This is a genomic window from Paraburkholderia flava, assembly GCF_004359985.1.
Classification (GTDB): domain Bacteria; phylum Pseudomonadota; class Gammaproteobacteria; order Burkholderiales; family Burkholderiaceae; genus Paraburkholderia; species Paraburkholderia flava.
In genome coordinates this window covers 730,417-751,887 of record NZ_SMRO01000002.1, presented here as the reverse complement: position 1 = coordinate 751,887, position 21,471 = coordinate 730,417, and the positions used below count along the sequence as shown (strand labels likewise).

Genomic DNA, 21,471 nt, shown 5'->3' with positions numbered 1-21,471 from the left:
GCACTCTATGTCTGAAAGCGAGGCGTCAACAGCCAACCAGGTCGATGTCACAATCGTCGGCGGGGGCCAATCCGCTCTGGCGGTTTCATATTTCCTGCGCCGCGCGGGCATCAGCTATGTGGTGCTGGACAATCAGTCGGACGCGGGAGGCGCATGGCTGCACGCGTGGGATTCGCTCCATCTCTTCTCGCCGGCACAGTGGAGTTCGTTGCCAGGATGGTTGATGCCGCCGACCACGGGTCAATACCCCTCTCGCGAGCACGTCATTCGTTACCTCGCTGATTACGAGAAACGCTACGAGATTCCGGTCCGCCGGCCGGTGGACGTGAAGTTAGTGTCTCGTCGCGGGGACCGCTTGTTGGTATCGACGAATCACGGCGACTGGCTCGCGAAAGCAGTGGTGAGTGCAACTGGCACGTGGTGCCACCCGTACATCCCTGAGTATCCGGGACAGGCGGACTTTCGCGGTGAGCAGGTGCACTCAGCGTGTTACCGAAATCCGGAAGTGTTCCTTGGCAAGCGCATACTCGTCGTCGGAGGCGGCAACTCAGGCGCACAGATACTCGCCGAACTATCGCAGGTTTGTCATGTGACCTGGGTTACGTTGGAAGAGCCGACGTTTCTGCCGGACGATGTCGACGGACGCGTGCTGTTTGAGCGAGCAACCGAGCGTTGGAAGGCGCGGGTAGAGGGTCGCCCGGACCCCGCACCCACCGGCGGTCTGGGCGACGTCGTCATGGTGCCTCCCGTTCGTGCGGCACGTGAACGTGGCGTGCTTAAGTCGGTTCGTCCTTTCGTACGCTTCGTCAATGACGGCGTCGTCTGGGGAGAAGGGACGCACTTACAGGTCGATGCAGTCATATGGTGCACCGGGTTCCGGCCGGCGCTCGAGCATTTAGGGTCCCTGAACGTCGTCAACTCCGCAGGCAGGGTCGACGTCGTGGACGGTCGCTCGGTTGCGGAGCCCGGTTTGTGGCTTGTTGGCTACGGTGAATGGTGCGGCTTTGCGTCAGCCACGCTCATCGGCGTGATGCGAAGCGCCCGGTCTGCGGCGGCACAGATTAAAGAATATCTGTCTTCACTTGAGGAGAAAACGGCATGACTGTCACGATTTACCACAACCCTGACTGCGGAACCTCGCGCAACACTCTTGCAATGATTCGCAACGCGGGCATTGAGCCGACGGTTATCGAGTATCTGAAAACGCCGCCGTCTCGCGAAACGCTTTTGGACCTTATTGAACGGTCGGGACTTAGCGTGCGTGATGTAGTGCGCCAGAAGGGCACCCCATATGTGGACTTGGGGCTGGATGACCCACTGGTCAGCGACGACCAGCTCATTGACGCCATGCTGAAGCATCCGATTCTCATCAACCGACCGCTTGTGGTGACCGACCATGGCGTGCGGCTATGTCGTCAGTCGGAGGTTATCCTCGACATTCTGCCCGCAGCGAGCACCGTACCATTCGTGAAAGAGGACGGTGAGATTGTCGTTGACGAGACTGGGAAACGCGTGCGATAGACGACATCCGACCGGGCGAGGAGCGGAGCGCACATGGCTGATACACCTGACGGCTGGGGCAAAGATGAGCTGACAACCTTTCTGGACTTGGTGCGAAAGAATCATTTTTCGTTCGCCGAACGCAAGGATGGCTTCGCGCGGTTTCAGGACATCGACGTCTGTTTTCGCAAGGTCATTAACGACGCTCTGCATCATTCAACCGAGTGGTTCGCGGGCTTCTTCATCCTCCGCGCGCACTCAGCCTTTCTTGCCGCGTGCTCCTGCGCGTCGTCCGGGCAGGTGGTCGAGGCATACGCATTGGACCGCGTAGTCCTCGAGCAGGCGCTCTACGGGGTATTCCTGTCACGCCACCCGGACTACCGCGTCACTTGGCTAAATCGCCACGAAGACGAGGCCTCCATGAAAGAGGTCAAAAAAGTCTTCAAGATTTCCGACATGGTTGAAGAGCTCCGGGCGCTGGAAGCGAAGGACGCAGAGGCAGCCGAAATGCTCTATCAACGCACGATAGATTTCGGCGCACACCCCAACGAACGCGCACTGATGCAAGGGCTGAAAGAGGAGGACGTCGGCAAGGGCATCCGATTTGAAGTCAGTTACCTGTTCCCGGACGGTGACGCACTCGAGGCTTGCCGAAAGACGACCGTTCAGGCTGGCGTCTGCGCACTGTCGATGTATCGGCCGTTGCTACGCGAACGCTACGACATCCTGGACATCACAGGGTTACTCGACCACCTGAAAAAAGATATATAAGGCGGCGTTCAGCCTCCGAGTACCGACATTTCGGCATGGCGCTCCGTCCGCATCGCTCCAGATTCGCCGCGCGTCTCAGAATAGCGGTCGGACCTCTCGCGCCAGACGCCACGCAATATCCCGGCAAGATTACCCTCACCGCTGCGAAGTACCGTGCGCACGTCGAGGCTTTCCGCGCCAAAAAGGCATGTGAAGAGCCTCCCATCCGCGGTCAGCCTCAGCCGGCTGCAATCCGCGCAAAACGGTTCCGTGACACTCGATATGAACCCAACACGGCCAGAGCCGTCGCGAAAATCGAATGTGCGCGAGGTCGCACGTCCGGGGCGCGCACCAGATGGCGCCAAAGGAAACACCGCACCAATCCGCCGAACGAGTTCTGCAGAGGGAACGACTTCACGCAGTTCCCAATGATTGGTGCTTCCCACATCCATAAACTCGATGAAGCGCGGCGTTACTCCCGTGCCTTTGAATCGTTGGACAATCGGGATAATCTGGTCCTCGTTGACGCCGCGCCTGACAACCGTGTTCACCTTGACCGGCGAGAAGCCGAGTTGTCGCGCCGTTTCGATTCCATCAAGTACCGCCTCTACCTTGCTATCACTGCCGCTCATTGCGCTGAACGTGTGCTGGTCGAGAGCGTCAAGGCTCACGGTGATTCGGGTCATCCCGGCTTCGCGCAGGGCAACTGCTTTTCTGGCGAGCAACGAGCCGTTGGTCGTCATCGTCACATCCACGGGGCCGCCATCCGGGGTTCGAAGCTGGGACAGTTGGGCGACCAGCACCTCAATACCCTTCCGCAGCAGCGGCTCGCCACCCGTAAGACGTATCTTTTCAACACCGAGTGATACAGCAGCGCGTGCCAGCCGCTCGATTTCCTCGAACGACAGAGTCTGCGCTCGGGCAAGGTACTGATAATCTTTGTTGAACACGTCCTTCGGCATGCAGTATGTGCAGCGGAAGTTGCACCGGTCGGTTAGTGAAATGCGCAGGTCGCGTAGAGGGCGGCCAAGCATGTCGAGCGTTTCCCCTTCAGCCAATGCACTTCGTACCGCGACAGGCAGACGCGTTGTCACGTGAATGGGAATGACCCGCCGTGCTGTCAACGACATAATCGTTCTTCCCGCATTATTGTTTCGGGGCGCCGGCTAGCACCCAAGTCAGCACCACCTTCAGGTCAGCGTCGCTGATGCCTGGATTTGGTGGCATCGGAACCGCGCCCCACACGCCCGACCCACCGCCCTTGACCTTCTTCATGAGGATGGCCATGGCCGCAGCATCTCCTTTGTATTTTTCCCCGACATCGTGATAAGCGGGACCGACGACCTTGTGGTCGACGGCGTGACAGCTGAAGCACATATTCTTGCTGGCAATTCCCTGCGCCTCTGCGGCATCGACATCGGCAAAAGCGTGGGTGGCGGCAAACATCGTCAGGCTGGCGATGAGCAGTCGATTCATCATCCCGTCCTATGCGTATAAAAGAGACCGCGAGTCGCAGTCTCGCGGTCGATGGAAATTAGGCGAAGCGACGGCTCTTGAAGCTCACGGTTCGCTTATAGTCATCCATGCCGCCAACGCGGCGGAGGTTCGCCCAGGTGCCCTTGTAGTAAGGAATGATGTTGCGGTCGGTCCAGTCAGTGGTTACATCGCCCTGAATGCCATTGACGTAGCCAAACATCATGAAGGTCTGGTTCGGTCTGATTTCCTTGGTCGGGTAGGCCATCGCGTAGGTCGAGCCAAAATCGTTGAACACCTCTACGATGTCCCCGGCCGCGAGATTCAATTCTTTCGCGTCCTCCGGATTTACCTCGATGTATGCCATCGGGTAGCGTGCACGTATGAACTCGTTGTACTGGTCGTGATAAGCCGTTTGCCAGACCTCATTGTTCCGCCCGTTGTTAATCCAGAAACGGTACTTGTCCTTCTGCTGGGCGACAGTTTTCGGCAAGCCGTTCCACGGCGCCGGCTTGAACTGGGCCTTGCCGTCCGGCGTGTCGAACTTTGAATCGGTGTAAAGCATCTCGGTGCCGACCAGCTTCCCACCTGTATATGACTGCACAGGAAGTTGCACACCGTTGTTGCCAGCGGCCCGTAGCCGCTCATATGTGACGAGATTGCCCGTAGGACCACCCTGGCTATCAATCTTCGCGACGCCGGGCTGACCAACCTGCCGGAAGCCATCATTGAAAGCGTCTTCCTCTGTCTTCCAGTCGAAGCCATTGAAGCGCGCGGCCATGGTCGCGTTACCGTCGGCCTGATACATCGCCTTCATCGAGGTTGCGATGCGAGCAGCAATGAGTGAATCCGGCATCGCACTCCCGGGCGCATCCATGAACTTCTGGGACAGCCGCATGCGGCGCTCACCATTCATTGAGGTCAGGTTTGACTCGCCCGGATGGGCAGCCGGCAACATGAGGTGTGCCGCCTCTGCGAGCTTCGTCGGATAAAGATTCACGGATGTAACGAACAGGCCGCCTTTACTGGTCGCGTCAAAAATGACATCGACCAACTGGGCGTCGGTCGCGCCCTTTGCCTTCTGCATGGCTTCCTTGACGATTTGCGACCGACGCAACACGGCTTCGCGGAGGGCCTCGGCGTTGTTGCTCGTCTGGAAGTTATTGCTGCCCCACCAGGTCATCATCCGCCCCTTTCCCTGGATGAGCTGCTGGTCGATATAGATTTTTGAGTCGCCCGGATAAGGTGGGCGCGTATAGCCCTCCTGGTGACCGCCCATGCGCACGACGCCCGTACCTCTGCGCCCTACGTTATGGGTCGCCAGTACGAGGTCGACCAGCGACGACTGAATCAGATAGTTGTCGTTGCCCCAGATGATTCCTTTCTCGTACGCATGCATCGTGCGGGGCATTTGACCGGACGCCTTCGGCTTGTATGCCCATTCGGCCGCGGTGCGCAGCTTTTCGACAGGAATGCCCGTGGCCTTGCTGGCATCTTCAAGCGACATCCTGTTGGTCTTCACCGCGTCGTCGAAACCGTTCGTATGCTGATTGATGAAGTCACGGTCAATCCATCCCTGTTCGACAACATGGGTGAAGAGACCGTTGAACAGAGCGACGTCCGTGCCCGGCAGGATGTCGAGGTGTAGAACGTTGCTGGCGCCGGCAACCTGCTCGGCGATGGCTATCGTGGGAGTGCGTCGTGGGTCTACGAAGATAATCCGTGTCGCTGGCGTGGCTTCGCCGGAAAACCTTTTTTTCTTCTTGTCGGCGGTCCCGCCCTGCAAATTGGGCACCCAGTGATTCAGGAAATAATTGGTCTGAGTTTCGTAGGCGTTGTTGCCGATAGCCATGATGACGTCGGCCAGTTCAGCGTCCTCGTAGGAGTTGTTCAACTCGCCGATACCCATCTCGCGCGTGGCGTGGCACTCAGAGTTGTACGCAGGACGGTTGTGAATGCGGACCATCGGCGTCTGCAGCGCGGTAAACATCAGCTTGCCGGTGGCCCACGTGTTTTCGAATCCGCCGCCGGCTCCGCCATGGTCAAAGGCCGAGAAGACAATACCGCTCGGACCATCTTTATCCAGTGTGCGTTTGAGCAGGCCGGCGTAGATGGCCATCGCATGGTCCCAGTCGGTATCGACCCACTGGTCGCCGGCATAGAGACGCGGATTTTTCAGCCGTTCACGCGTGAGGCCATCGGCGTTGTACATGTAAGTCGCCATCTTGCCGCCGCGCGTCGAACTGAGGCCGCTGTTCACGACGCACTGACGGTCGGGAACAATCATGATGCGGTGTCGGCTTCCGTCGCGGTCTGTCACGACGTTTGTCATTGCCGGCGTTAACGTCACCGCCAATGGCGGGAGCTGTTTGTTGTAGTCGAGCCCGAGCGCGTTCTGGGAAGGTGCACGCCCGCCTTCAACGTTCTCTGGCCACTTGAACACGTTGTATCCGCAACCGACGATGCAGAAGTGGCACGTCATGTTCGTGCGTTGTGCGTTCACCGGCGGCAACGTGATGCGGTCGCTCTGGTTGTCCATGTCGCTCCCCTAGTTAGAGTACGTTGGCCTGACGGCCATACAACATGCCATCGATGCCTGTAGCCGATATCCGCCCCGTCTTCTCGTCGTAGCTAAGCCTGATGCGCGGCAGATTCTCGGTGGCTTGTCCGGCAATCATCTGGCCAGACTTCTCCGCGTCAAACATGCTGTAGTGGCAACCGCACTTGAACGTGTTGGTCCCCGAGTCGAACGCAACGGGGCAACCCATGTGCGTGCACATCATGCTGTACGCAACGATGTCCTGATTGGGGCCAACGCCTCCCGGCGCTGCGACACCAAGCTTTACCGCGACGCACGGAGAGGCGGCGTCCGGATAGCTGAAAACTAGCGGCTGACCCTGCGTCATTTGGCTAGCGCTGGCTACCGACTTCGGTACGTACGGCAGCAACGTGTGACTCGTTTGCGGCGCAGCGGCCGGCGCCGCAGCGGCGGCGCAAGCAGGCTTGACTATCACCGCAGCTGTCGCTGCGACGCTCGTCCCGCTCACCTTAAGAAAGGTGCGCCGACTAAGTGTTTCTTTGGACATGCCTGCTCCTTGATACCCATATGGGCAACCGTTACTATTCGATGACAAGGGCAAGCTCTATGCCAAAACGACCAGAACGCCGTCTGGTGCGGCAACCGACGATTCGACGTCGCTAGAGACGTCGGAATGAGTTTCGGACCGGTAACGGCTGGAGGGGACGGGGTAATGTCAGGGTTACCGTTCAGTAACGGGAGACGCAAGGTGCTTTGCGCCGCTGGTGCAGGGCTGGTCGCGGCGTGGAGACCAGCGCGTGCTATCGATGCTGCATCGCCACGAAAAATCCTGTTTGGAACCACAGCGGTTTTCCTCGACAACCAAGTGCGCCTGCTCGGCAAGTGGCGCGCGCGTCTCGAAGAGCAACTGGGCATGGAGGTTCATTTCGTTCAGCGCGGTAGCTATGGTGAAATCACCGAGATGCTACTTGCGGACCAGTTGGATGTTGCATGGGTGTGCGGATATCCGTACGTCACACACGCCGACCGGATGAAGCTTCTGGTTGTGCCGCAATACCAGGGAAAGCCTCTATACCGGTCCTATTTGCTGGTCCCCGCTTCGGATACATCTACGACGAACATTGTGTCGCTCGGAAACCGGGTTTTTGCATACAGCGACCCGCAGTCGAACTCAGGCTACCTGGTGCCTCGGACAGAACTTATCCGGGATGGCATTGACCCGCGACGCTTCTTCAGCAAGACCTTCTTCACGTTCGCTCATCGCAAGGTTGTAGAGGCCGTGAGCAGCGGTCTCGCTTCCGCCGGCGAAATTGACGGCTACGTATTTGACACGCTCGCCAAACAGGTACCGGATGCCGTGACCGGAGTACGGGTTGCGTGGAAGTCACCGCTCTATGGATTTCCTCCTATCGTTGCAAGGCGAAGCCTCAGCGTTGACACGTTCGCGCCGTTGCAAGCGGCACTGCTTGGTATGACAGAAGACACGGTGGGACGCGACCTGCTGAATCGCCTGAACCTCGACCGGTTTGTTATCGGACCAGATGCGCTTTTTGACGACATCCGCAATCTGGTCAAGCTGTCCGACACCATGCCTGTGTGAGACGACTATGCTGGAAAACGTCAGCTACCGATACAAGATTCCAGCCGCGCTGACGTTGGCCATCGTGCTCACTGAGGTCGCCGTCACGGCAGTGCTGATTTCTTTCATGATTTCAGACGCCCGCCGCAACGTGGAGAGTGGCGCCCGCAACCTTGCCAATGTAACGGCACTCTCGGTCCGGGATTCAATCGTACGAGATGACCTGTTTCATGTATTCGAAGTTCTTCGTGCGCCAGTCGCCGCGAAGGAGCCTGCAAACCCGTTGAAAGAGCTGATTGTCTTCGACGCGAATGGACGCGTGTACGCCGCGACCGACCCCAAGTACTACGCGACGCTGACTGAAGCGGCCAGATTGGGCTACACCATCAGTCATGCAATTAGCTCCGTGAAGGCGCAGCCACGCAATTTCTATTTTAGTTTTCCGAGCTTGCTGGGAGCGGACGACATAGTTGCTGCGCAAGCTGTGACGGCCGAAGACGGAAGCCCGCTCGGCTATGTCACCATCACATACGACCCGCAGAAACTTCGCGACAGCGTAAACACGCTCGTTGAGCGCATGGTCCTGATTAACCTCGCGAGCCTCCTGGTACTTTTGCCCATTGGCTGGTGGTGGGGCAATCGAATGGCGAATCCGTTGCATACGCTCAGCAATGCGATGGCACGGGTGCACAAGGAGGACCCTGAGACGCTCAAGCAGGAGGTCTCGGCGCAGGGCAGTGACGAAATCGGCCGTTTGTCCACGAGCTTCCGTGAAATGCTGGACGACCTGGCGGAGAAACAGCAACTGGAGCGCGACATGGTTGTGTCCGAGCGGCTTGCTGCAGTTGGGCGCGTGGCTGCGGGCATCGTGCACGAAATCAATAATCCGCTTGGCGGCATGATTAACGCTGTTGACACGCTTGTCACGCACGGCAATCCCGATGGACTGACCACCCGTACGCTCGCTCTGCTTAAGCGCGGGCTTGCCCAGATTCGAGCGACAGTCGGAGCACTTCTCTTTGAGGCCAGGTTGGATTCGCCCGCGATGCGGCCGGCAGACTGGGACGACCTGAACATTCTGATACAGCCGCAACTGGCCACCAGGCAGATAGCTCTTGAGTGGTCGATGCCAACTGATGAGGTCCCAATTCCGTCCCATCTGGTTCGTCAGCTCGTACTGAACCTGCTGCTTAATGCCATCAAGGCAGCCGAATCCGGCGGGAGCGTTGGATGCCATGCCACGATGAATGCATCCGAGTTGCGGGTGACGGTGGTGAACTCGGGCGAGCACATACCAGCCGACCTCGTGGGTCAACTATTCGAGCCTTACTGGCCGAGCCAGAAAACGCATGGCCTGCGTAGTTACGGGCTCGGACTCTGGGTGAGTTATCAGATTGCCACGCAGCTCGGGGGGGCAATCTCGGTCAGCAGCGTGCCCGGTGAGACGACATTCGAAGCCGTACTACCAATCAAAAGTATGGAGACCTGTCATGAGTGAATCAGTGATTTGCCTGGTCGAAGACGACCCTATCATGGGTGAATCCATGGTGGAGCGCTTCCGGCTCGAGGGGTTTGGAGTCGACTGGCATACCGGCGCGGCTGCGGCGTTCGAAGCGATTCTACGTAAGAGCTACGCAGTCGTGGTCAGCGACGTGCGCCTACCGGACTTTCCCGGCGATGAGTTGTACACACGACTGAGTTCAGCGATGGCGAAGGTTCCACCATTCATGCTCGTGACTGCGTACGCTTCGATTGATAAGGCCGTGTCCATGCTGAAGGCAGGTGTGGCCGACTACGTGACGAAACCCTTCGACATCGCGGAATTGATACAGAAAATCCGCGTGCTCTCGACGTCAGACATTCCCGAAGAGGCAATGCCCGCGCATAGCCCGCTCGGTGTATCCATGGCGATGCGAAAGCTCGCGGACACGGTCCCCAAAATCGCGAGACGCGCATCCTCCATCCTCATAAATGGCGAGTCCGGTTCAGGCAAGGAAGTGCTTGCGCGATATATCCACGATGTCGCAGCTTGTGGGCAGCCTGAGCCATTCATTGCCGTGAATTGTGGTGCCGTGCCCGAGACGCTGATGGAGTCAGAGTTCTTCGGCTACGAACGGGGCGCGTTCACTGGCGCAGACCGACAGAAAAAGGGCTACTTTGAACTAGCCCACGGCGGCACTCTGTTTCTCGACGAGATTGGTGAACTGCCGCTTGCAATGCAGGTAAAGCTGCTGCGCGTCCTTCAGGAAAAGCGTGTTCGCCGTGTAGGCGCCGAGCGGGACGTGGAATGCAATTTCCGCCTCGTGTGCGCGACGCACAGGGACCTGCAGTCGCTGGTTTCAGGAGGGCAGTTTCGGGAAGACCTGTTCTATCGCCTGAACGTCGTCACGCTGCGAGTGCCGCCTTTGCGAGAGCGCAACGATGATGTCTTGTGGATTGCGCGCCGATTTCTGTCTTCGTATGCTGAATCGAACGACGAACCTGTGAAATCGCTTCACCCGGCCACCGAGGCAGCGCTCGTCGGGTTCGGCTGGCCAGGAAACGTTCGGGAACTGCGCAACCGCCTGGAGAGGGCTTGTCTGATGTCGGCGGGCAAGCTCCTGATGCCGGCCGATGTCTTCAGCGACCACGCTGCTTACGGAGACGTCGAGTCAACGGGCACGCCGAGCCTGTCTGCCTATATGGAACGGTGTGAGACGCTGTACATCAACAATGCGCTAGTTCAGCACCACGGGCGCATTGCGGAGACGGCTTCCTCGCTCGGCATCTCACGCAAGAGTTTATGGGAACGCATGCGGCGGCATCGGATTGCCGGGGGGGAATCATCGAACCCGTAAAACAAAGCGACCGTCGGTCAAGAAAGACGGTCGCTTTTTTTGTCACAATCGAACAGTATTCGAGGCGCTCGTCCGGGTGAACACGACTCTTGTCCCCGAGCGCCTAGGACCGCGCGCGGCGTTTTGTATTAGCCCTGCAGCCGCACGGCAAGCGCAGCCAGCGTGACAACCAGAATGGGAAGCGTTAGCACGATACCCGTCCTGAAGTAGTAACCCCATGTGATGGTTACGTTCTTGCGAGCCAGCACGTGCAACCACAGCAAGGTTGCAAGAGACCCAATGGGCGTAATCTTCGGGCCGAGGTCGCTCCCAATCACGTTGGCGAAGACCATTGCCTCCCTGACGATTCCGCTGGCGTTGCTTGCATCGATAGACAACGCGCCAACAAGCACCGTCGGCATGTTGTTCATGACCGACGACAGAAAGGCCGTAAGAAGTCCGGTGCCAAGGGCCGCCGCCCAGACACCGTGAGATGCCAGGTAGTTAAGAATCTGCGCGACATAGCCTGTGAGTCCCTGGTTACGCAACCCATACACGACCAGATACATGCCGAGCGAAAAGATGACGACTTGCCACGGGGCTTCCTTCAGTACTTTCCTTGTGGAAATAATGTGGCCTCGTCCTGCAACGGCTAGCAAAACGACTGCACCGAAAGCGGCAACCGCACTGATGGGGACACCGACGCGGTCGAGACCGAAAAAGCCAACCAGCAGCAACGCCAGAACCCACCAGCCTGCCTTGAAAGTCGAGGCGTCGCGGATGGCCTGGCCGGGCTGCTTCAACTCTGCCACGTTATACGCTGCGGGGATGTCGCGGCGAAAGTAGAACAGCAGCATGGCGAGGGTCATCGCGACAGCGACGATGTCGACCGGAATCATGACGCTTGCATATTCGGCAAACCCAATTTTGAAGAAGTCGGCCGACACAATGTTGACGAGGTTCGAAACGACCAACGGCAAACTTGCCGTATCTGCGATGAACCCCGCAGCCATGACGAACGCGAGCGTCGCAGCTGGACTGAACCGGAGTGCGAGCAGCATCGCCATAACGATAGGCGTCAAGATAAGTGCGGCACCGTCATTTGCAAACAACGCCGCAACAGCTGCGCCCAGCAAAACAAGAAACGCGAACAGCTTCCGGCCGCTGCCGTTTCCCCAACGCGCTACATGCAGCGCGGCCCACTCGAAAAAGCCTGCTTCATCAAGCAGCAAGCTGATGATAATCACAGCGACAAACGTGAGGGTCGCATTCCAGACGATGTGCCAGACCACGGGAATGTCTGATACGTGAATCACTCCGGCCAGCAGCGCTACGACGGCGCCTGCGGCAGCGCTCCAACCGATGCCGAGACCCTTTGGTTGCCAGATGACAAATACGATGGTGGCGATAAATATCAGTACAGCGATGAGCATTAACAGCTTCCTTTTTTTTTGGAGGCGCGGCCGCCTAGCCGGTCAGCCGGCTTAATCGACGCGCGCGTATCGCCGAGGCACCATCGAGCACGATTGCATCCATGCCGATGGCTTTTCGTGCCGTTGATGCCGCACTCTATCGCTGTTCCTGTTCCCGCAACGACGTGCCGATGTTCTGCATTTCCCGCTGTACCGCAACCCGGTCAAGCTTTTCGAACGGCAGATTTGTGAAGAGCACAATGCGCTTCTTCATTTGCACATAGGCCTGAAGGAAAGCCTTGCGCTTCTCTTCGTCCGAGCCTTCGACCGTCGACGGGTCAGGCACGCCCCAGTGTGCTTTTGCAGGGTGACCCGGCCATATTGGACAAACTTCCCCGGCAGCGTTGTCGCAGACGGTGAAAATGAAATCAATTTGCGGCGCACCTTCTTCGGCGAATTCGTCCCAGCTCTTGCTACGCAGGCCCTCGGTCGAAATGCCTTGCGAGCGCAGTAGGTCGAGGGCGAAAGGGTTCGGCGCTGTTCCCGGGTGACTGCCGGCGCTGTAGCCGACGAAACGGTCACCTGCGAGCTCGTTGAGTGCCGCTTCCGCGAGAATCGAGCGCGCGGAATTGTGCGTGCAGAGGAACAGCACGTTGTATTTTCGGTGTTCAGTCAAGGGCTTCTCCTGACGACGTTTCGTCGCGATTGAATTTATAACTCTATATCTCCAATATAATGGAAATATGGAGAGGCGACAAGCAAGGGCGACTGCGGGTCGTCCGCCCCTGCAGCCGCGATGTCAGGCAGCCGGTGTTCTACCCGCCATTGGTGGCGTCGCGTTAGAATTGGTCAATAACTTGGAAAGCAGACGGGTATGAAGGAAAAAGACGCCATAAAAGCTTTGGCCGCGCTAGCACAGCCGACGCGCCTGGCTATTTTTCGCCTGCTCGTTACGGCTGGGCCGGATGGCCTGAACGTCGGCGTCATCCAGGAGCATCTGGAACTAGCCAGCGCGACGCTCTCCTTCCACCTCAAGGAACTGACGCATGCAGGCCTGGTGACATCACGCCAGGAAGGTCGCTTCGTTTATTACGGACCCGAAATTGACCACATGAACGAGCTCGTCGGGTTTCTGACCGAGAACTGCTGTCAGGGAGTGGACTCCGCGGCATGTAAGCCGGCCAAGAAGGTGAAGTGCAAACCTGTGGCCGCATGAACATGCGCTGGAGCGCATAACTCTAGGCCTGGGGCCCGCCAACTGTATCAACATTAAATCGGGTGGCCGCTTATGGGCGGCCACCGTGTTGGACACCACGCATTCAACAGCAGCCGACCTTTTTCTCAATCATCGCTGGAATCGAGGTAGCGGGTGCACAGCAGGCCCCGCCCGCTTCGGCCGCGGCCGCCCCTCGGCTGTCCGCTCCGAACATCGGGATGCCGCCGAGCGTGTGATACGTTTCCCACGGCACGCCCGCCGGGTCCTGCGTCCAGTACTTGTTCGAGCTGGCGTAGCAGCACTGCGCGCCGGGCTGGTCCTGTACCGCGACGCTGCCGGCGACAACCTGCTCGCGAAGAGCTGTCAGCTCCTCGTCGCTATCGACTTGAAATCCCAAGTGATTGACACCTGCCTCACCGCCACGCGCCGAAATGGCGAAGTTTACGCGCGGGTCCTCAAGCATCCACTTTGCGTAATCGTCTTTAAGCACCGAAGGGTCCGCGCCGAACATGCTGCTATAGAAACGCACGCTTTCGTCGAGCTTCGGGACAACAACATGCACGTGAAATCGCTTCATTTACGCCTCCGTTTCATTGGCCGCGCAGCCGCATTGCTCTGTTTGCTCCGCCGCGCAGCAGTTTTCCATCAGGAAATCCATGAGCGTCTGCATGTGGTCATAGCTGGCGCAGTAGATGATGAACCGGCCCTGGCTCTTGCCCTCGATAAGCTCTGCGTGGGCGAGCTCCTTCAGGTGGAATGACAACGTGGGCGCAGGAAGCCCAAGCTTTTCGGCGATGGCGCCAGGACTCATACCTGAGCGTCCGGCTGTCACAAGAAGGCGGAACACCGCGAGCCGCGTCTCGTGCGCGAGAGCTGCGAGCGCCTTGACCGCTAACTTCGAATCCAGGGTTGCCATCACTGTCCTTTATTGGTTGCTCGCCTGCGCTTCTTCGCGGGAATGACCAGCGATTGCTCGGGAGGCCAGGTCGGTCGCGGGGTCGAGCGGCCTATCTTCCTTCACGCGCTCGCTGTAGCGGTCGACGAGATAGTCGGCACGACCGCGAAGCAGCAGCGTGAACTTCACGAGTTCTTCCATCACGTCGACCAGGCGGTCGTAGTAGGACGACGGTTTCATGCGGCCATCCTCTTCGAACTCTTCGAACGCCTTGGCAACCGACGACTGATTGGGGATGGTGAACATACGCATCCATCGTCCGAGCTGCCGCAGTTGATTGACAGAGTTGAACGACTGCGAACCGCCACTAACCTGCATGACGGCAAGCGTGCGTCCCTGCGTCGGACGGATGCCGCCGCTGACCAGCGGCAGATGGTCAATCTGCGTCTTTATCAGGCCGGTGATGGTGCCGTGGCGCTCCGGGCTGCACCACACGTGCCCCTCTGACCACAGCGACAGCTCGAGCAGTTCCTTCACCTTGGGATGGTTCTTCACGTCGATGTCGTCCGCGTGGGGCAGACCGCGCGGGTCGAAAATTCGCGTTTCCGCGCCGAACGTCTGCAACAGGCGAGCGGCTTCCTCGACGAGCAATCGTGAGTACGAGCGCTCACGGAGCGAACCGTAGAGCAGCAAAATCCTGACCGGCGGTTGCCCCTCCATATCAAGGCGTGCAGCAATATCCGTGTCGAAAAAATCTGTCTTGGCGGCCGGAAAGCTCCGGTCGCCATTGATTGCGTGAACTGTCATCTCATCACTCTGCTATTTGACATTTCCAATTATATGGAGGCATTCGGCCGATTCAAGGCGCTTTGTGGCGCCCAACTAATACGACCTTCCTCGCTTCGTTGCTTGCATTCTACAACATTTCCGGTATTCTAGAAATATGAAATCTTAGGAGGCAGCCATGGACTGCGTAGACCAGGTATCGACCGGTTCGCTCTTGCCAGTATCGGGAGGGTGGCATTGCCGTTCCATGCAGGGATTCATCATGCTGATGGCACACGGGCGAACCGCTAACGCAGCGACACATCTTGGCAGCGGTCGCGCCACGACGGAGTCATGGCGCGGGTCGCTTCCAACCGACGTGGCAAGGGCGTTTGAATCTCAAACCGGATACGCGACCTCGGCGATTGCGTTGACAGCCGCAGTTGACGACAAACTCGAGCTAGCGCGATTCCTGGCTGTGAATGGCTCGGCTGCTGCTGTCCTTGTCATGGATGCACAAGTCCTGAGCCATGTATGGCCGCTGCGTGACTGGAAGACACCGTTGCTGCGAGTCCACAATCGCCTCGCCGACGAAGGGTCTAAGTTTTTTGTCGCATTGACCACGCGTCATGAGAAAGGCGATGTCACTCGGACGATTGCGCGCCTGAGAGATTGGCTCATCGCGCGACGTGTTCAGCGGTATTGCGAACACGAAGGAATCGGCTTTCTCGGCGCCGTCCAGACGATTCCGCCGCGGGCTGCGACACGCCGTAGCGGCCCCCTCCATGAGCGGGTCGGCACTGTAATCGCCCACAGACTCGCTTCAACTACATTCTTTTGCTGCGACGCCTTTCGCACCAGCGCTGCCGGCGTCAACACACTGAGCTAGATGAGAGGCTGAAGAAATTGAGCACGATTTCGAGTCAGGACGAGACCGCAAGTGGTGAGACCGCACCAACGGAAAGTCAGGACAGGCTTGTGACGTGGGCCTTGGCGGTGGCTCAACTTGTTTCCTGGGGTTCTGTCTACTATTCCTTTTCCCTATTGGTTGTGCCCATGGAGCAGACCATGAGCTGGAGCCGGACGGCAATGAACGCCGCCCTCTCGGTAGGGTTACTGGTTTCAGGATTCGCTGCCTATCCCATCGGGCGCTGGATTGACCATGGATTGGGGCGCCGCATCATGGCCATCGGGTCGGTAATCGCCGCGGCCATGCTGTTGCTCTGGGCAGGCGCGCATTCGCTGACGGTCCTCTTCGTTGTATGGATAGGCCTCGGGATTTCAATGGCTGCCACCTTCTACGACCCCGTCTTTGCCGTTGTAACGCACCGGTATCCACGAAGCTTCCGTAACAAAATTACCCTCATTACGCTGGTGGCCGGGTTCGCGAGCACGGTCTTTATTCCGTTGACCCAGTTCCTCGTTGGCTCAGTCGGTTGGCGCACGTCGCTTGTTGTCCTTGCTGCACTGAACCTCCTCGTCTGCCTGCCTATCCACGTGCTGGCAATCCGTTCGTCGAAGTCTGACGTGGGGTCACGGCCTAACAGTACCGAGGTCAAGCTGGCGAATGATGCGGCCACCCACCGCGCCCTTCGTTCGCCGATTTTCTGGGCGCTCGCCGTCTGCTTCACTGCCTACTACGCGACGTTCGCAGCGCTCACATTTCATCTGGTGCCACTCATGGTTGAACGCGGCGTGACGAACGCTGTGCTGGTAACGACCATGGCACTGATTGGTCCAGCTCAGGTAGCCGCACGGGCGATTTGGTTCACCTTCGGCCGAACGGTGCATGTCAGTACCGTCGGCATAATTATCGTGACGCTATTCCCGCTCTCGACCGTTATCCTGATAGGTGCTGGTCACTCGGCTGCGCTGTTATGGCTATTCGCGCTTTGTTACGGCGCCGCGAATGGCATGATGACAATCCTACGCGGCACCATCGTCCAGGACCTGATGTGGACCGAAGGCTACGGTGCAGTCAGCGGCATGCTTTCGTTCCCGTCGAATGTCGCCAAGGGAATAGCGCCGATTGCCGCGGCCAGCATCTGGAGCTTTACTCACGGTTATGTAGCTGTTGAGTGGACCGTGTTTCTCGTCTCGATACTGTCAGCAATCGCCTTCTTCGTGGCCGTCCGGGTCAGCCGCCACCCGGCAACCAGAGCGGCCTGACATTGCTTCAGAAATCATCAAAGACAACACCGATTATGAAAATACGTCCCGCGCGAAACGAAGACCTTGACGCCATCAAAGCATTGCTCGCAGAAAATGAACTGCCGGTCGCTGATGTGGATGAAGCCTTGCTGGTGGACTTCCTGGTGGCGGAAGACGCCGGTGGCAAGATTGTTGGCAGTGTTGGACTGGAGAGGTTTGGTCGCATCGCGTTGCTTCGGTCACTGGCTACCGCCAAGATGGCCCGAAAGGAGGGGCTCGGTACGAGACTGCTGGCCCACGCCGAGCTAATGGCGCGAGCGTCAGACGTGTCTGAGTTGTGGCTGCTTACGACGACAGCGGCGAACTTCTTTTCGAGGGCCGGCTATGCATCCGCCGAGCGGGCCACAGCGCCCGTCGAGGTTCAAGGCAGCACGCAGTTTGCGGCGTTGTGCCCAGCGTCTGCGGTTTGCTTCAATAAGGAACTGGACAATTTCTTGCCGCGAGGCGCCAATTCTGCGCAGAACTGCGGCTAGCACACCTAGAAATTCTCTGGGAGAGGCCGGCGCTATTGGGTGACCTACTTTCCAACAACCGGCCCTCCCCCGAACATCGCAGCGAGTGGTCGACGAACGGCCGGACCGGAGTTAGTCTGCGACGGACCTAATTAAAAACTCAGCCTCTTGCTACACGACCAGCCATCCTTCGCGCAAAAGCCGTACGACTTCCTCGACCACCTCATAGCTCAGTCGGCAGCTATCGATGTCCGTGACGCCCATTTACGCGAGTCCGAGGCCGAGGCCTCTCCGTTGGAAATTCTGAAGAACAGGGTATCAGCCATAGCGCCGGTATCGTCCGTCTCGCCGCTCAGAATGTCCTCGGCCAACAGGCCAGCCAAGCCGACGAGTATCTTCCAGTTCGCGGGTAGCTCGGAGCGGCAAATCCATGGTTCAATGCCGTCTTGCGCGTCACCTCAGGGCACGTGCGGGGACAGAACTGGCCGAGCCACGCAGTCCTCTGGATTCCCACTCCCGTTTTCCACACGACCGTGTCACCAGCGCCGCCGAAGCGCTCATAAAGCATCTTGTGACCCGCTTCGTGGTCGGCGGTGTTGCGGAGCTCTCTGGCTGCTATCTGTTCGTCCGTAAAATCAATCATGTTCGTTGAATGTGGTCGGTGTCGTTAGACCACGGTATAGCTCAGTGAAACGGCTGCGCTTCCGAAGGTGTCGTCTGTGTTGTGCTCACGGTGAGCATGGTCGGATAGTCGGCTTTGTACGCTAGGGCACGGACTACAACTTTTATGCAGGTCAGGCTGGCGAAACGCCGTCCATTGCAGCTTCTGCCAAGGTGGAGTCCACAAGATGAAATGGAACCACATTCATTCGGCCTGGCTCGTAATCATACTCACGGGCTGCGCGGTGCTGCCTGATGCGACCATAACTTACTACCTGCCCAAATCCCAAACTGCGATAACAGCCACGCAAACCATCGCGTGCGATTCACAGAAAATTCTAAGCGTCACGACGGTGCTCAACGCTAAGCCGGCCTATATGGCCGATTACACTAGGAAGGCGGAGCCCTTACACATTCAAAAGCTCGACGGGATGATGTCTGACACAGATGTGGCAGTGACGCTCACCGACGACGGCCGGCTTAAAAGTATCAATTCCACCCAGACCGGAGAGGCAGAAGCCGTCATTAAGGAGGCCGTGACGGTGGCGGCGGGAGTCGCCGCTGTGGCCTTTACGTCAACCAGGTGGTGCGACGGACCGAACTCGGAAAAGCCCGTGACAATCACTTATTCGGCGGGACCGCTCGATTACAAACAGATGGCAGTCGCGCAGGATACGAATAAGGACATGAAAATCGACGATGCAAGTCAGGCTCTTTATAAAACAGTAAGCGCCTCAACGCTCGACGGAGAACCCATTGGCGATAGCCTGATGCCAACCTTGGTAATTCACCCTGCACAGCCCATTCAGACAGTCGAGCAAACGGAGATAAAGGATGGTGTTCCGATAACCCTTCCGAAAATGCAGAAGATTCGGGTTGAATTGCTTTGGGGCCTAAAGAGCAAAACGAGTGTCGGTACCCAGGACCTGTACCTGCCTCGTGAGGGAGAGAACAGCACGTTTTCGCTTGACATCCCATCCTCTGCGTGGTTCGGGACCCAGAAGTTCATTCTCTCAATAGCAGACTCGGGCGGCATCACCAGCATCGAATACGGAAAAAACACTGGCACTGCGAGCGCGCTAACTGCGACGCAGGACGTCCTCTCGGCGAAGTCAGACGTGACTACTGACCGCATAGCCAATCTCAAGGCGCAAGCCGACCTCATTGCTGCGCAGCAGCGACTCGCGGGCTGCAAAACAAAGCCAGCCGAATGCAAATGACCGACTGAGCGGCCAACTCGTCTCGCGACTTCTCCACAGCCTTCCAGCCCGGGAGGCTTTTTCATTCTGGCACTCGGCGCGGTCCCCGCACATAGCAGAATCACGATAGATAGATGGAAGACCGCGATACGACGATGCCGATTGTCTTAGCGTGCACGTTGCGTCCGACCGTGAGCCATAACGCACGAGCCGCTAACCGAAACCTCGCCATAACGGCAACCGGGAGCTGAAAATGTCTCTTGAAAATGCGTTGGGGCGATAAAGTTCAAGTCAGCGTATGGCACCGCGAACTGACGTCAACCGGGTTACTAGCATCCATAAATTGCTATTACGAGAGTCGCGGACACCAATATGAAGACGGTCTATAGTTTGTCGAGAAAGCGAACAAACGCCTCCGACGTCATGAGAATCCTATGCTTTGGTTTCCACAGGTCATCGAATGCATGCTTGAGAAAACCTTGCTCGTTTGATACCAGAATGTCCGCGTGAAGGAGATGCGTCATCAAGTCAAGGTCCGCCTGTGCATTGAGGTCAAGCGGCTGATTCGCCTGGAGCATCGAGTAGCGTGCCATGTAGACCATGTTGATGACGAACATCGTAAAAAATGGGTACATGTGCTTCGCTCGTGCCCATCGTGATGCCACCTCTCGAGGATTGTGGGCCTTAATCAAGGCCATCGCGAACTCTCGCCCAGTTATCTCTACTTCTGTCCCAAACAGGTCCTGAACCGGCAGCGTACCGTGTCGCTTTGGTTGGTAGCGCGTCGCCTTACGCCAGTCAGCGACCTGCTCACGCATTTGCGCCGAGATTTTTCGTTGCGCGTCGCGTTTCGCATTTTCGCGAGCAATCTCAACCTGTGCCGAATGCCACGCACGCCACGAGCCGTCGAGAGGAATATTGGGCAGGCGACTGACCAGTAACGCGCGGTCGCGCTCCGGCATAAATATGCGGGCGTGTACGCCCCTTGCTTGAACGAGTTCCTCATGCCAAATAGTCAAGAAGTCGTTGCATAACCTATCAGCGCTTTTCACTATGAACGGCAACCAGCGTTGTACTAGGTCGTCGCGCCTTCTCAAGGAGCCGTACGCGCGCAGTGTTTCCTCAATGAATACGTGACTGTATATGGGAGTGACGCGGCCGCTGTGGCAGTGCCTAAGCATGGAGCTGCGCTCCAGCAGTTCGAAGGTTCCGGGCTGGAATGCGTTAGAGTCGAAGACTACGCGCAGGGCCGCCATTGAAGTTTTCCCGAAGAAGTTGCCTCGATTCTTGCTCGTCGCCAACCGGGCACTGGTGCTCGTGCGCGGTTGCCTTGGGATTTCACCAGCAATATGGGTACAACGTGAAAACGGAACGCCTGGTTCCGGCAAATCCATCGTGGTTCGGGTGATGACCGGGGCGCAGGCGCACGGGTGGCTGTCTACACCATCGCAATCTGGTGCAACGTGTTTTGCATGACAGTCGCCTCCGCCCTAGCCGTGGCTGTCGACCCACGCCCGACACCACGAGAGGCCTGTCGATTCTGCTTCTTCATCAGTATCGAAACTGCCAAGAACGCCAGACGCGTCTACCACCTTGTTGTCTCGCATGACTGTGCCGCTTCCTGCGAACCGTGCCGGTTGCAGGATGTCTTCCTGCTCCAGGATGGAATGACCCCACAGCGTATATCCACGATATTTCTCAGTTTGCATCTGCTGACCTCTGAAGGTCCTCCACACCGCTTCACATCCGTAATTGCCTCGACTTGAGCGGCTCGACAAGTATCTACTGCTTAAGGCGCTGGGTGTCGATTCCGGCCATCTTCAATGTAGCGTCAATCATTTTCAACTCCTGGCCAAAATCGAGCGCCCATTCCTCGCCGTCGCACCGCACGGTCATGCCATCGTGCATCGAAATAAGATGACGCGCCTTGTACAGGGCGTCGACAAGTTTCGATTCGCGTTCGGCCTCCCGAACCCATTCATCTGCTCTCATGTTGGACCTCCT

General features: G+C 58.0%; 22 protein-coding genes. 10 read left to right on the top strand and 12 right to left on the bottom strand.

The window, feature by feature from the left end; translation table 11 throughout:
- Nucleotides 1-7: 7 nt before the first annotated feature.
- From E1748_RS14765 to E1748_RS14755, 3 genes are read left to right on the top strand one after another with little or no spacing between them, the layout of a single operon-like run.
- Nucleotides 8-1,102, top strand: coding sequence for an ArsO family NAD(P)H-dependent flavin-containing monooxygenase (locus E1748_RS14765; protein ID WP_133647958.1), 1,095 nt, complete (start codon nucleotides 8-10; stop codon nucleotides 1,100-1,102).
- Nucleotides 1,099-1,521, top strand: a complete 423-nt coding sequence (gene arsC / locus E1748_RS14760; RefSeq protein WP_133647957.1) for an arsenate reductase (glutaredoxin) — start codon at nucleotides 1,099-1,101, stop codon at nucleotides 1,519-1,521. The genes E1748_RS14765 and arsC overlap by 4 nt, the downstream gene beginning before the upstream one ends.
- 33 nt (nucleotides 1,522-1,554) lie before the next feature.
- Nucleotides 1,555-2,271 carry a hypothetical protein gene (locus E1748_RS14755; RefSeq protein WP_133647956.1) on the top strand — a complete coding sequence of 239 codons (717 nt, stop codon included), beginning with the start codon at nucleotides 1,555-1,557 and terminating at the stop codon, nucleotides 2,269-2,271.
- Nucleotides 2,272-2,279: 8 nt separating this feature from the next.
- Here the strand turns inward: E1748_RS14755 and moaA are convergent, their stop codons facing one another.
- The 4 genes from moaA to E1748_RS14735 are packed head-to-tail and all read right to left on the bottom strand — an operon-like array spanning nucleotide 2,280 to nucleotide 6,809.
- Complete coding sequence (moaA, locus tag E1748_RS14750; protein ID WP_133647955.1) at nucleotides 2,280-3,380, bottom strand: GTP 3',8-cyclase MoaA; 1,101 nt, start codon at nucleotides 3,378-3,380, stop codon at nucleotides 2,280-2,282.
- A gap of 16 nt (nucleotides 3,381-3,396) precedes the next feature.
- Nucleotides 3,397-3,726, bottom strand: coding sequence for a c-type cytochrome (locus E1748_RS14745; RefSeq protein ID WP_133647954.1), 330 nt, complete (start codon nucleotides 3,724-3,726; stop codon nucleotides 3,397-3,399).
- A 58-nt stretch (nucleotides 3,727-3,784) separates the two neighbouring features.
- Nucleotides 3,785-6,262, bottom strand: a complete 2,478-nt coding sequence (locus E1748_RS14740) for an arsenate reductase (azurin) large subunit (RefSeq protein ID WP_133647953.1) — start codon at nucleotides 6,260-6,262, stop codon at nucleotides 3,785-3,787.
- Nucleotides 6,263-6,275: 13 nt separating this feature from the next.
- A complete protein-coding gene (locus E1748_RS14735; RefSeq protein ID WP_133647952.1) occupies nucleotides 6,276-6,809 on the bottom strand; it encodes an arsenate reductase (azurin) small subunit in 534 nt (177 codons plus the stop codon).
- Between the two features lie 165 nt (nucleotides 6,810-6,974).
- Here E1748_RS14735 and E1748_RS14730 point away from each other — a divergent pair, with 165 nt between their 5' ends.
- Genes E1748_RS14730 through E1748_RS14720 form a run of 3 tightly spaced genes read left to right on the top strand, consistent with a single transcriptional unit; the run spans nucleotide 6,975 to nucleotide 10,678 of the window.
- A complete protein-coding gene (locus E1748_RS14730; protein ID WP_133647951.1) occupies nucleotides 6,975-7,862 on the top strand; it encodes a substrate-binding domain-containing protein in 888 nt (295 codons plus the stop codon).
- 7 nt (nucleotides 7,863-7,869) lie between these two features.
- Nucleotides 7,870-9,339 (top strand): sensor histidine kinase, encoded by a 1,470-nt coding sequence (locus E1748_RS14725; protein ID WP_166653567.1) that lies wholly within the window; start codon nucleotides 7,870-7,872, stop codon nucleotides 9,337-9,339.
- Nucleotides 9,332-10,678, top strand: a complete 1,347-nt coding sequence (locus tag E1748_RS14720) for a sigma-54-dependent transcriptional regulator (protein ID WP_133647949.1) — start codon at nucleotides 9,332-9,334, stop codon at nucleotides 10,676-10,678. Before E1748_RS14725 ends, E1748_RS14720 begins: the two co-directional genes overlap by 8 nt.
- 128 nt (nucleotides 10,679-10,806) lie before the next feature.
- Here E1748_RS14720 and E1748_RS14715 read toward each other — a convergent pair whose 3' ends face one another.
- Nucleotides 10,807-12,090 carry an arsenic transporter gene (locus E1748_RS14715; protein ID WP_133647948.1) on the bottom strand — a complete coding sequence of 428 codons (1,284 nt, stop codon included), beginning with the start codon at nucleotides 12,088-12,090 and terminating at the stop codon, nucleotides 10,807-10,809.
- A 136-nt stretch (nucleotides 12,091-12,226) separates the two neighbouring features.
- Nucleotides 12,227-12,745, bottom strand: coding sequence for an arsenate reductase ArsC (locus tag E1748_RS14710; RefSeq protein WP_133647947.1), 519 nt, complete (start codon nucleotides 12,743-12,745; stop codon nucleotides 12,227-12,229).
- Nucleotides 12,746-12,943: 198 nt separating this feature from the next.
- On the opposite strand from E1748_RS14710, the gene E1748_RS14705 reads away from it, so the two are divergent.
- Nucleotides 12,944-13,285 carry an ArsR/SmtB family transcription factor gene (locus tag E1748_RS14705; RefSeq protein WP_133647946.1) on the top strand — a complete coding sequence of 114 codons (342 nt, stop codon included), beginning with the start codon at nucleotides 12,944-12,946 and terminating at the stop codon, nucleotides 13,283-13,285.
- A gap of 103 nt (nucleotides 13,286-13,388) precedes the next feature.
- Here E1748_RS14705 and E1748_RS14700 read toward each other — a convergent pair whose 3' ends face one another.
- Genes E1748_RS14700 through arsH form a run of 3 tightly spaced genes read right to left on the bottom strand, consistent with a single transcriptional unit; the run spans nucleotide 13,389 to nucleotide 14,900 of the window.
- On the bottom strand, nucleotides 13,389-13,862 hold the full coding sequence (locus E1748_RS14700) for an ArsI/CadI family heavy metal resistance metalloenzyme (RefSeq protein ID WP_133647945.1): 474 nt from the start codon (nucleotides 13,860-13,862) through the stop codon (nucleotides 13,389-13,391).
- The gene (locus E1748_RS14695) at nucleotides 13,863-14,201 is read right to left on the bottom strand and encodes an ArsR/SmtB family transcription factor (RefSeq protein WP_133647944.1); all 339 of its coding nucleotides are present in this window, start codon (nucleotides 14,199-14,201) and stop codon (nucleotides 13,863-13,865) included.
- A 9-nt stretch (nucleotides 14,202-14,210) separates the two neighbouring features.
- Nucleotides 14,211-14,900 carry an arsenical resistance protein ArsH gene (gene arsH / locus E1748_RS14690; RefSeq protein ID WP_476703866.1) on the bottom strand — a complete coding sequence of 230 codons (690 nt, stop codon included), beginning with the start codon at nucleotides 14,898-14,900 and terminating at the stop codon, nucleotides 14,211-14,213.
- Between the two features lie 951 nt (nucleotides 14,901-15,851).
- On the opposite strand from arsH, the gene E1748_RS14685 reads away from it, so the two are divergent.
- From E1748_RS14685 to E1748_RS14675, 3 genes are all read left to right on the top strand, one after another.
- Nucleotides 15,852-17,114: an MFS transporter gene (locus E1748_RS14685; RefSeq protein WP_133647942.1), complete on the top strand. Its 1,263-nt coding sequence runs from the start codon at nucleotides 15,852-15,854 to the stop codon at nucleotides 17,112-17,114.
- 35 nt (nucleotides 17,115-17,149) lie between these two features.
- Entirely contained in the window at nucleotides 17,150-17,629 is a 480-nt protein-coding gene (gene arsN2, locus E1748_RS14680) for an arsenic resistance N-acetyltransferase ArsN2 (RefSeq protein WP_133647941.1), read from the top strand.
- An 827-nt stretch (nucleotides 17,630-18,456) separates the two neighbouring features.
- Complete coding sequence (locus E1748_RS14675; RefSeq protein ID WP_133647940.1) at nucleotides 18,457-19,488, top strand: hypothetical protein; 1,032 nt, start codon at nucleotides 18,457-18,459, stop codon at nucleotides 19,486-19,488.
- A gap of 362 nt (nucleotides 19,489-19,850) precedes the next feature.
- Here the strand turns inward: E1748_RS14675 and E1748_RS14670 are convergent, their stop codons facing one another.
- From E1748_RS14670 to E1748_RS14660, 3 genes are all read right to left on the bottom strand, one after another.
- Nucleotides 19,851-20,861 carry a hypothetical protein gene (locus E1748_RS14670; RefSeq protein ID WP_133647939.1) on the bottom strand — a complete coding sequence of 337 codons (1,011 nt, stop codon included), beginning with the start codon at nucleotides 20,859-20,861 and terminating at the stop codon, nucleotides 19,851-19,853.
- A 96-nt stretch (nucleotides 20,862-20,957) separates the two neighbouring features.
- Complete coding sequence (locus E1748_RS31765) at nucleotides 20,958-21,176, bottom strand: hypothetical protein (RefSeq protein ID WP_133647938.1); 219 nt, start codon at nucleotides 21,174-21,176, stop codon at nucleotides 20,958-20,960.
- A 73-nt stretch (nucleotides 21,177-21,249) separates the two neighbouring features.
- A complete protein-coding gene (locus tag E1748_RS14660) occupies nucleotides 21,250-21,459 on the bottom strand; it encodes a hypothetical protein (protein WP_133647937.1) in 210 nt (69 codons plus the stop codon).
- Between the last annotated feature and the right edge of the window lie 12 nt (nucleotides 21,460-21,471).

Bases quoted from the DNA above. Each gene is read 5' to 3' on its own strand.
- E1748_RS14765 (WP_133647958.1), top strand. From the start codon at position 8: ATGTCTGAAAGCGAGGCGTCAACAGCCAACCAGGTCGATGTCACAATC.
- arsC (WP_133647957.1), top strand. From the start codon at position 1,099: ATGACTGTCACGATTTACCACAACCCTGACTGCGGAACCTCGCGCAAC.
- E1748_RS14755 (WP_133647956.1), top strand. From the start codon at position 1,555: ATGGCTGATACACCTGACGGCTGGGGCAAAGATGAGCTGACAACCTTT.
- moaA (WP_133647955.1), bottom strand. From the start codon at position 3,380: ATGTCGTTGACAGCACGGCGGGTCATTCCCATTCACGTGACAACGCGT.
- E1748_RS14745 (WP_133647954.1), bottom strand. From the start codon at position 3,726: ATGAATCGACTGCTCATCGCCAGCCTGACGATGTTTGCCGCCACCCAC.
- E1748_RS14740 (WP_133647953.1), bottom strand. From the start codon at position 6,262: ATGGACAACCAGAGCGACCGCATCACGTTGCCGCCGGTGAACGCACAA.
- E1748_RS14735 (WP_133647952.1), bottom strand. From the start codon at position 6,809: ATGTCCAAAGAAACACTTAGTCGGCGCACCTTTCTTAAGGTGAGCGGG.
- E1748_RS14730 (WP_133647951.1), top strand. From the start codon at position 6,975: ATGTCAGGGTTACCGTTCAGTAACGGGAGACGCAAGGTGCTTTGCGCC.
- E1748_RS14725 (WP_166653567.1), top strand. From the start codon at position 7,870: ATGCTGGAAAACGTCAGCTACCGATACAAGATTCCAGCCGCGCTGACG.
- E1748_RS14720 (WP_133647949.1), top strand. From the start codon at position 9,332: ATGAGTGAATCAGTGATTTGCCTGGTCGAAGACGACCCTATCATGGGT.
- E1748_RS14715 (WP_133647948.1), bottom strand. From the start codon at position 12,090: ATGCTCATCGCTGTACTGATATTTATCGCCACCATCGTATTTGTCATC.
- E1748_RS14705 (WP_133647946.1), top strand. From the start codon at position 12,944: ATGAAGGAAAAAGACGCCATAAAAGCTTTGGCCGCGCTAGCACAGCCG.
- E1748_RS14700 (WP_133647945.1), bottom strand. From the start codon at position 13,862: ATGAAGCGATTTCACGTGCATGTTGTTGTCCCGAAGCTCGACGAAAGC.
- E1748_RS14695 (WP_133647944.1), bottom strand. From the start codon at position 14,201: ATGGCAACCCTGGATTCGAAGTTAGCGGTCAAGGCGCTCGCAGCTCTC.
- arsH (WP_476703866.1), bottom strand. From the start codon at position 14,900: ATGGAGGGGCAACCGCCGGTCAGGATTTTGCTGCTCTACGGTTCGCTC.
- arsN2 (WP_133647941.1), top strand. From the start codon at position 17,150: ATGAAAATACGTCCCGCGCGAAACGAAGACCTTGACGCCATCAAAGCA.
- E1748_RS14675 (WP_133647940.1), top strand. From the start codon at position 18,457: ATGAAATGGAACCACATTCATTCGGCCTGGCTCGTAATCATACTCACG.
- E1748_RS14670 (WP_133647939.1), bottom strand. From the start codon at position 20,861: ATGGATTTGCCGGAACCAGGCGTTCCGTTTTCACGTTGTACCCATATT.
- E1748_RS31765 (WP_133647938.1), bottom strand. From the start codon at position 21,176: ATGCAAACTGAGAAATATCGTGGATATACGCTGTGGGGTCATTCCATC.
- E1748_RS14660 (WP_133647937.1), bottom strand. From the start codon at position 21,459: ATGAGAGCAGATGAATGGGTTCGGGAGGCCGAACGCGAATCGAAACTT.